The 269-nt window shown below is 69.9% G+C and carries 1 protein-coding gene; it reads left to right on the forward strand.

The window, feature by feature from the left end:
• The coding region (locus tag SB756_RS30590; RefSeq protein ID WP_410913308.1) for a Sir2 family NAD-dependent protein deacetylase at positions 1-269 on the forward strand (269 nt) is incomplete at both ends.

Below are 269 nucleotides of genomic sequence, written 5' to 3' on the forward strand. Positions count from 1 at the left end.
GGCCGCAGGCCGGATCGCCGGGGTGATCACTCAGAATGTCGATGCCCTGCACGACGAGGCCGGCAGCCTGGAGGTCATCGAGCTCCACGGCAGCCTGCAGCGGGTCTTGTGCCTGGACTGCGGCCAGCGCAGCCAGCGGGAGGCCATCCAGCAGCAACTGGAGGCGCACAACCCTTACCTGGCCGGCGTTGACGCGGTGCAGGCGCCGGACGGCGACACCCTGCTGGACCCGGCCTTCGAGGAACGCTTTCAGGTGCCCCACTGCCCCT

This window comes from Pseudomonas sp. SIMBA_068, from assembly GCF_046534705.1.
GTDB classification, from domain to species: domain Bacteria; phylum Pseudomonadota; class Gammaproteobacteria; order Pseudomonadales; family Pseudomonadaceae; genus Aquipseudomonas; species Aquipseudomonas putida.